The 8,984-nt window shown below is 75.5% G+C and carries 5 protein-coding genes; 1 reads left to right on the forward strand and 4 read right to left on the reverse strand.

Translation table 11 applies throughout. From position 1 onward, the window contains the following. Positions 1–337: FAD-dependent oxidoreductase (locus tag UWG_RS30165; protein ID WP_033196173.1), on the reverse strand; the 337-nt coding region annotated here is incomplete at its 3' end. A 156-nt stretch (positions 338–493) separates the two neighbouring features. On the opposite strand from UWG_RS30165, the gene UWG_RS0115910 reads away from it, so the two are divergent. Further along, positions 494–1,126 carry a class I SAM-dependent methyltransferase gene (locus UWG_RS0115910; RefSeq protein ID WP_016908215.1) on the forward strand — a complete coding sequence of 211 codons (633 nt, stop codon included), beginning with the start codon at positions 494–496 and terminating at the stop codon, positions 1,124–1,126. A gap of 30 nt (positions 1,127–1,156) precedes the next feature. Here the strand turns inward: UWG_RS0115910 and UWG_RS0115915 are convergent, their stop codons facing one another. The 3 genes from UWG_RS0115915 to UWG_RS0115925 all read right to left on the reverse strand — a co-directional run. Further along, positions 1,157–1,474 carry an acyl carrier protein gene (locus UWG_RS0115915; protein WP_016908216.1) on the reverse strand — a complete coding sequence of 106 codons (318 nt, stop codon included), beginning with the start codon at positions 1,472–1,474 and terminating at the stop codon, positions 1,157–1,159. Positions 1,475–1,556: 82 nt separating this feature from the next. Then, on the reverse strand, positions 1,557–2,249 hold the full coding sequence (locus UWG_RS0115920) for an alpha/beta fold hydrolase (RefSeq protein WP_016908217.1): 693 nt from the start codon (positions 2,247–2,249) through the stop codon (positions 1,557–1,559). Continuing rightward, positions 2,246–8,984, reverse strand: a 6,739-nt coding sequence (locus UWG_RS0115925; protein WP_016908218.1) for a type I polyketide synthase, incomplete at its 5' end; no start/stop codon positions are given. The genes UWG_RS0115925 and UWG_RS0115920, both read right to left, overlap by 4 nt.

Below are 8,984 nucleotides of genomic sequence, written 5' to 3' on the forward strand. Positions count from 1 at the left end.
CCGCCGCCTCGGCCGCCGCCAGAGCACCGCGCACCGGGCGGCTGCCGGGGGCGCCGAGCGTGAGGCAACCGGTCTGGCGCACGAGCGGTACGCCGTCCTGCCGGGCGAGTCCGCGCCAAAGGTCGAGGGTGCGTCTCGCCAGGGCGGGCAGGCCCGGGTGTTCGAGGCAGGCGACGCGGAAGAGTCGGGTCAGTCCGTGCGAGGAGCCCGACTCGTGGCCTACGTCGTGGAGTTCGAGGCCCAGGACGCGGCCTCCTCGCTCCTGCAACCGCCAGAGCGCCGCCGAGCCGAAGGCCCCCAGCCCGATGACGGCCACGTCCGCGCGAAGGTGCGCCATGCTGCCCGCTCTCCTCGTCGTTTCTCGTCCGCCCCGGACTCGGCAGCGGCGGCCGGTGCTTGGGGCGCCCCCCCTTCCGACCCTTCCGGGGAGAAACCTTTCCCACCCCCGGTCGGTAGACACAGGCAGGCAGACGCCCCGAAACGAGGTTCCACGATGTTCGCGTACAACCGCTCCTTCCTCTCCGGGTACGACTTTCTCGTTCACACCGTGAACTGCAATCTGTTCTGGCAGTGCCCGACCCGGCACGTCGTCGACCTCTACCGGCGGCACGCGGGCGCCCGGCATCTCGACATCGGTCCGGGTACGGGGGCGTTGCTGCGGCGCGCGCGGCTTTCGCCCGGGACGGCCGTGCATCTGATGGACCTCAACGAGGGGCCGCTGGAGGTGGCGCGGCGGGCGCTGCCGCGGCACCGCGTCGAGACGCACAGGCAGGACGTGCTGAAGCCGTGGGACCTCGACGAGGCGAGTATGGACTCGATCGCCATGTCCCTCGTCTTCCACGCGCTGCCGGGCGACAGCATCGGGGCGAAGTCGACCGCCGTGCAGGAGGCGTCGCGGGTGCTCGCGCCCGGGGGACGGTTCTTCGGTGCGACGATCCTCCCCCTCGGCCGGTCGGTGCGGACGACGGCGCGGGCGCGGTGGCTGATGGACTCGTACATCCGCCGGGGCGTCTTCGACAACGCGGGCGACGACGCCGACGAGCTCGACTCGGTGCTCCGCGACTCCTTCGGCACGGTCCGCAGTCGGACCAGGGGCTGCGTGGCGCTCTGGGAGGCGTGGAACTGAACGAGCCCGCCACGCAGCCGCGCCGGGCCCTCAGGGTCGTACCGGCGCCCCTTCCGCCTCGGCCACGAGGGCGGCCAGGATCTTGGCCGACTCGGCGAAGGTCGTCCTCGCGTGGAAGCGGGCGCGCGGTACGGGCACCCCGATGCGCGCGGCGATCCGGCTGCGGATCTCGACCGCGGTGAGGGAGTCGACGCCCGCTTCGGGGAAGTCCATGTCGGGTTCGAGTGCGTCGGGTTCGTGGTAGCCGAGGACGGTCGCGGTGCACTCCATGACGACGTCGAGCAGGATGCGCTCGCGCTCCGCCTCGGGCATGCGGCGCAGCCGCGCGTTCAGGTCGTTTGCGGTCAAGTCCGGTTCCTCGCTCGGGTGTCGGGACGGCCCGTCGCCCGCCCCGCCGAACGGTGTCGGCGGGGCGGACCGCGGGCCCGGGTCACAGCAGCGGCCGCAGGGCGGCCAGGAAGGCTTTCGGCCGGTCGCGGTGGAGCACGTGGCCGGCGCCCTGCACGGTGGCGACGTCGAAGCCGCGCCGCCGCAGCAACGGCTCGTCCAACGCCGGTGCCGCGCTTGGGAGTTCGGCCCGTAGGACCAGTGAGGGGACCTCGGCGGCACCCGGTGTGCACGGCATGTCGAAGGCGTGGAGGTCGACCATGGTCCGCGGGTCCCAGCGGGACCTCGCCTCGGCCTCGGCGGCGACCGCCTCGGACGGCCACTCCGGGTGCTGGGCGGCGATCTGGTCCCGCTCCGTGCCCATCAGGCGGTTCGCCGTCTCCGCCTCGGGGAGCTCCCCGACGGCCGCGATGTTCCAGTACGGCTCCGCGTAGACGAGCCGCCCCGGCGCCAACTCCTGTGCGGCCAGGGTGAGGGCGGCGGCCCCGAAGGAGTGGCCCACCGCGAGGTGGGCGCCCTTCGGGAGCGTGTCGACGAGGTCGGAAGCGAGCGCCTCCGGGCTGTAGTACCCCCGGGGGCTCCGCCCGTGGCCGCGGAGGTCGGGCGCGACGACGCGGTGGCCCCACTCCGCCAGCTCGCAGGCGATGTCGTGCCAGGTGCCGGAGTCGGCCGCGAGGCCGTGGACGAGGAGCACCGTGCGTTCGCCCTCACCCCAGGTACGTACTCTCAGCTTCACGCGGCCCCCTCCGCCGCCTCGCGCAGACGCGCCACCACGCGCCCTGCGAGCTCGGAGACCGAGGGCCCGGAGGCGACCTCGACGATGGCGAGGTCGCAGCCGAACTCCTTGCGGACCGCGCTGATCAGCTCCGTCGCCATGATGGAGTCGATGCCGAGCTGGTCGAGCGTGCGGGAGCGGTCCACGCTCCCGGGGGGAGCGCCGAGGACCCGCGCGACGACGCGGCAGAGCATCTCCTCCGCCGCACCCAGCGCCTCCTCGCGCGGCGCCTCGACGAGCCGCCGCCTGTCGGCTTCGAGCGCCGTGTGGTCCCACTGCGCGGACGCGGGGACGAGGTGGCGCAGCCGGGGCCGCTCGCGGACGTGGAGGCGGACGTCGGCGAGGCGCTCCCAGTCGATGTTGAGCACCGCAGCCACGTCCGTCCCGTCGGCGACGAGGTCCTCCAGCTCGGCGAACGCCTCCTCGCGTGCGACGAGTCCGAGTCCGCGCCGCACCACGTTCGCCGCGAGGCCGCGGTCGGCGAGCGCGCCGATGCCGCTGATCCCCGCCCACTGCACGGCGAGCCCGGGGAGCCCGGCCCTGCGCCGGGCGCGCACGACGCTCTCCGCCGCGGAGTTGGCGGCGCCGTAGGTCACCTGATGGGTGTTGCCGACGACGTTGGTCACCGACGAGTAGACGACGAAGAGGTCGAGGTCGAGATTCCTCGTCGCGGCGTCGAGGACCTGGGCGCCGCTCAGCTTCGGTGCGAGGACGGCGCGGTCGGCTTCGGCCTCGCCGTCCTCGAAGGGCCCGTCGCGGAGCACGACGGCCGCGTGGACGACGCCGCGGAGCGGGGCGCCCTCGGCCTCCAGGCGGGCGAGCAGCGCTCCGACGGCTTCGGGGTCCGCGGTGTCGACCGCGTGCGCCGTGGCTTGCGCGCCCGCCTCGCGGAGCTCCGCCAGGAGTTCGGCGGCGCCTTCGGTCGCCTCGCCCCGGCGGCTGACGAGGGCGAGGCGCCCCGCGCCGCGCTCCGCGAGCCAGCGTGCCGTCTCGGCGCCGAAACCGCTGAGTCCGCCGGTCACGAGGTAGGAGCCGTGCGGGTCGAGGGCGAGGGGGCCGCTGCGGCGGCGGACGGCGGGCAGTTCGGTGAGTCCGAGCACGGTGTGCCCCGAAGTGCGGCCCGTCCGCAGCCAGTCGACGGCCTCGGCGGCCCGCCCGGCGGTGTGGAAGCTGAACTGGAGCGGGCGGTAGGCGCCTTCGGCGACGAGCGCCGCGGCCTCGGCGAAGAGCCGGCGCGCCGCGTCCGGTCGCTCGGTGAGCAGCCACTCCGTGTCGATCGAGACGACGAGCGCCTCGCCGCCGCACGCACGCGGCGCCCGGTACCCGGGCCGCCCGTCGACGACGCGCACCAACCGGCCGCCGGCGGGGAGCAGTTCGGAGACGTCGGCGCCCGCGGGTCCCGCGCAGTCGAGGAGGACGGCGGGCGCGAACCGGCGCACGGCGCGGAGCATCGCCGGGTCGGCGGCGTCGAGCACCTCGTCGGCGCCTGCGTTGCGGAGCAGGTCGCGTTCCGCCTCCCGCTCGGCGGCGACGACGACACGCGCGCCGACGTGGCGTGCGTGCTGGACGGCGGCGAGTGCGAGGCCGCCCCCGTCGCCGTGCACGAAGAGCGTCTCGCCGGGGGCGAGTCGGGCGAGGTGCCCGAGCCCGCGGTGGACCGTGAGGAACGCGGCGGGCAGCGTGGCGGCGGCACGGAAGCCGACGTCCTCGGGGATGGGCGCGAGGAGGCCGGCAGCGGCGCGGACCCTGGTGGCGCAGGCGCCGGCGGCGAGGCCGTAGACCCGGTCGCCCGGGTGCACCCCCTCGACTCCGGGGCCGACCTCGGCGACCACCCCCGCGTACTCGGTCCCGGGCCGGTAGGCTCCCGCGCCTCCCGGGATCGGCGCCTCGCCGCCCGCCCTCGCCGCGTCGAGCGCACTGAGCGCCGCGGCGCGCACGTCCACCAGCACCTCGCCCTCGCCGGGGCGTTCGGGATCGCTCGTCTCCCAGGAGAACCGGTGCGCGTGCGGTTCGATGCGCAGCTCGCAGGGGTCCGAGCCGGCCACGGTGAGCTGCGGGCCGCTGGGCAGCAGGCGGGGGACGAAGCGGCCCCGCCCGGTGAGCAGGATCTCGTCCTCGTCGTCCGGTTCCGTCAACTCCCGTACCAGGGCGTCCGCTTCGCTCTGGAGGTCGCCCGTGCCCGGCAGGGAGACGTGGCGGAGGTCGAGGTCGGGGCGCTCCGCGTCGAGTGCGTGCGCCATGCCCCAGGTGACCGCGTCGACGGGCGAGTGCGGCGCCCGCGGTGCGGGGAGGGCGCCCGCGCTGCGGTTGACGATCCAGATCCGCGGCAGGTCGCCCGGGGTGGTGCAGGCGTCGAGGAGCGAGCGGAGCGCGGCGACGCGGTCGACCGCCTCGTCGATCTCCGTCTCGGCCGCGCACCCCTCCCAGACGAGCACGATCTCGTCGGGGCGGTCCTCCGGGGTGAGCAACTCGCCCCGCACGGCCGCGCGGACGTCCGTCTGTACGACCTCGCCGCCCGCCCGGTGCAGGCGCTCGGCGAGCGCTGCGGCGAGCGGTGCGGCCCCGGCGTCGGCCGCGACGCCCCAGCGGCGCGCGGTGGCTGGCGGCCGGGCCTCTTCGCCGGCGGCGGGGAGGGCGCGCCGGGCCAGGAGGACCGACTGGTAGGCGGCGTCGGCGTCGCTGCCGAGCCGGGTGACCTCGTCGAACCCGCACGACTCCAGGGCGGTGGTCCACCTCTCCACGTCGAGGAGCGGGGAGCCCTCGCGCAGGTCGTCGCGGAAGGACCAGAACCCTTCGAGGAGCCCGAAGGCGAGGGCGAGCGGGCGCGGGTCGTGGTTCTCGACGAGGAACAGGTCCCCGCCCGGCGCGAGCAGCGCCGCCACCCCGTGCAGCACCTGGCGCAGGTCCTCCGCGACGTGGAGGACGTTGGTCGCCACGACGAGGTCGAACTGCTCCTCGGCCAGGCCCTGTTCGGCGGCGTCGCGCTCCATGTCGAAGACCTGGCAGCGGACGAAATCGTACGCCTCGTACCGCTTCCTCGCCCGCACCACGAGGTGCGAGGAGACGTCGGTGAAGACGTACTCGGTGCGTTCGGGCGGCAGCAGGGGCAGCAGGACGGACGTCGTGGCGCCGGTGCCGCCGCCGACTTCGAGGATGCGGAGCGGCCGGTCGGCCGGCCACCCGTCGACGATCGCGTCGACGGCGGCCGCGACCCGGCGGAGGCCGAGGCGCATCAACGGCACGGCCCCGTAGGTGTACTGCGCCTGGTGCGTCGCGCCCTCGGGGAAGACGATGTTGATCGGGTCCGCGCTGCCGCTCAGCACCTCGCGGAGGTGCCTCCCGCAGCGTCCGTAGAGGAGGTACATCGGTGCGTACTGCGGCAGCTCCCTGCCGACGGCGGCGACCACGCCCTCCGGGTCCGCGGGTGCGCCGGCGCGCCACCCGTGGCCGCCGCTCTCCGTCTCGGCGGCGGTGAGCAGGCCGTGCTCCTCGGCCACGGAGGCGAGGACCGTGAGCAGGCCGCGGAAGTGCGGACGCACGCCGGCCGCGATCAGGTCGTCGAGGCCGAAGGCGCCCTGGGGGACGAAGGAGAGCAGGGCGCGCGCGGCGTAGTGCGCGGTGACCCGCATGGCGGCCTCGTCCACGGCGAAGGCCTCCGGCTCGGAGAGCACCTCGTCGAGCGAGGTGTTCTCCTCGGCCGTGGCAGCGGCCACCGCACGCGGCGAGGGGGCGGCCGAACCGCCGCCCGGCAGCGTGCGGGAGGCGGCGCGCAGCTCCGTCGTGTAGCGGCGCGCTCCCTTGGCCTCGCCGCGGAACCGCCTCCCGCGGTACCCGTCGATCTCGACGGTCACGGCCCCTTCGGCGTCGGTGACGACGAGGTCGAAGACGGCCTCCTCCTCCGTCGCCTCGCGCAGCCGCACGTGGATCTCGCCCCGCTGTGCCGGGCGGGCCCACCTGCGCACGGCGGCCACCGAGTCGGGGAGGAAGGCGTCGCGCCCGGCGCCCGGCGTGACGGCGGCCGTCGCCTGGAGCGCCGCGTCGAGGAGGGCGGGGTGGATCTCGAACTCGCCTGTGTCGTCGAGCTCGTAGGCGGCCACGGCGCGGTCTTCGGCTACGTGGAACCCCCTCAGCCGGCGGAAGGCCGGCCCGTAGTCGAGGCCGGTGTCCTGCATCCGCGCGTAGTGGTCCTCGGCGCTGCGGGTGTGTGCGCCGGCGGCTCCTCGCACCTCGGTGGCGTCGGGCGCGACGGGCCGCTCCCCGCCCAACGGGCGTACGCGGGCCTGCGCGTGGACCTGCCAGTCGCCGCCTGCCGTACGGGCGGCGACGCGCACCTCGTCGCCGTCGGTGACGGAGACCTGCGTGCGCACGTCCATCTCGGGGTCGTCCCAGGGCACCGTCAGGAGGCGGCGGATGTCGAGGCCGTACACCTCCGCGGGGCCGCCGAGCGCCTCCCGGCCGGCGGCGAGCGCCATCTCGGCGAAGGCGGCGGCCGGCATCACGACGGCGCCGGAGACCCGGTGATCGCCGAGCCAGGGCAGCCGCGCCGGTTCGACGCCGCCGTGCCAGGAGGGTTCGAGCACGGGGGCGCGCACCCCGAGGAGCGGGTGCTCGTACACCCCGAGGCCGACGCCGGAGAGCGGCGCCCAGCACTCGCCCGTCCCGTTCCAGTGGCGCTCGCGCTGCCAGGGGTGGCGCGGGAGTTCGGCCACACGCCCCCGGTGCGGGAAGAAGGCGGACCACTCCACGCGGGCGCCGGCGGCGAGGACGGCGCAGGTCGCCGCGTCCACCTGGTCCTGGCCGCCGGTCCGCACGGTCTCGGACGGGCGGAGGAGGGTCGGGACGACTGCCGTACGGCGCCGCCTGGACCCCGAGGCGCGCTTCAGGTAGCCGCGGAGCACCGGGTGCGGTGCGACCTCGACGAACACGTCGTGCCCCGCGGCCGAGAGCGCGCGCACCGCCTGTGCGAAGAGGACGGGTTCGCGGACGTTCCGCCACCAGTAGGCGGCGTCGAGCTGCTCCTCGCCGAGGGCGGCACCGGTGACCGTGGAGTAGACGGGGATGCGCGGCGGCGTGGAGGAGAGGCCGTCGAGCGCCCGGAGGAGCGGCTCCTCGACGGGATCCATCGCGCTGCTGTGGAAGGCGTAGTCGAGGTCGAGTTCGCGGAAGAAGACGCCTTCGAGCGCGAGGCGCTCGCCCAGTTCGCGGAGGGCCGCGGGGGAGCCCGCGACGTTGACGTTCTCCTCGTCGTTGATGCCGGCGATCTCCAACCGGCCGCGGAACGCGGCGAGTTCCTTCTCCGCGCGCGCGGGCGAGAGTCCGACGGCGGCCATCCTCCCCGTGCCCGCCGTCTCGCCCTGTGCCCTGCTGCGCTCCACGACGACGCGCACCGCGGACGCGAGGTCGAGCGCGCCCGCCGTGTAGTACGCCGCGACCTCCCCGACGCTGTGCCCGGCGGCGGCCGAGGGGTGCACGCCCCGCGCGGCCAACTCCGCGACGAGCCCCGCCTGTACGGCGAAGAGCGCGGGCTGCGCGTACTCGGTCCGTGCGAGGCGCGAGTGCTCGGCCGGCGCGCGCAGCTCCTCCACGACCGACCAGCCCGCGTAGGCGTGGAGCGCGTCGTCGACGCGCTCCACTTCGCTGCGGAAGGCCGGCGCCCTGTCGAGGAGGTCGGCGCCCATGCGGGCCCACTGGGAGCCGTTGCCCGAGAAGACGAAGGCGGTGCTGCCGCTGCCGACCGCGGTGCGGAGGGCGTCCGCCGGGCCGTCGGGCGCGGCGAGCGCGTCCAGTCGGGCGGCGGCCTCCTCGGGTGTGGCGGCGAGGACGGCCGTGCGGTAGCCGTGGTGGCCCCTGCGGGTGCAGGCGGTCGACGCGAGGTCGTAGAACTCGGCCGGGTCCGCGGCGCGGAGGCGTGCGGCGTGCGCGGCCGCGGCTGCGCGGGCGGCTGCCTCCGTGTGGCCCGAGACGACGAGCGGGAGCCGCTCGGGCCGGGCGGCCCGCGGGGACTCGGTGGTGTCCTGCCCGGGCGGTGCGAGCACGAGGTGCGCGTTGGCACCGCCTGCGCCGAAGGAGTTGACGCCGACCAGTCCGCGTCCCGAGGTGTCCAGCGGACGGGTGGCGCGGACGGGTGCGACGCCGAGCCCCTCGAAGTCGATCTCGGGGTTGAGGTTCTCGCAGTGGAGCGACGGGGGGATCTGCCCGTTGCGGAGGACGGCGAGGGCCTTCAGGAGCCCGGTGACGCCCGCTGCCGCCTCCAGGTGGCCGACGTTGGTCTTGACCGAGCCGATGGGGAGCGGGGTGCCGTCGCGGTACGCCCCGAGTGCGCGGCCGAGCGCGGTGCACTCGGTCAAGTCGCCTGCGAGGGTGCCCGTTCCGTGCGCTTCGAGGTAGGCGAGGTCCCGGGGTTCGGCGCCTGCCTGCGCGTAGACGGCCCGCAGCAGGTCGTGCTGGGCTTCGACGCTGGGGTGGGCGAGTCCTGAGGTGCGGCCGTCGCAGTTGGTGGCGCTGGCGAGGACGACGGCGTGGACGCGGTCGCCGTCGGCGAGCGCGTCCGAGAGACGTTTCAGCAGCACGAGGCCGCCGCCCTCCGCGCGCACGAACCCGTCGGCGTCGGCGGAGAAGGCGCGGCTGCGGCCCGTCGGCGAGAGCATCTGCGCCCTGGCCGCCATGACGAACTCGTACGGATCGAGGAGGAAGTTG

This window comes from Streptomyces xiaopingdaonensis, assembly GCF_000262345.1.
In the GTDB taxonomy this organism is placed as follows: Bacteria; Actinomycetota; Actinomycetes; order Streptomycetales; family Streptomycetaceae; genus Streptomyces; species Streptomyces xiaopingdaonensis.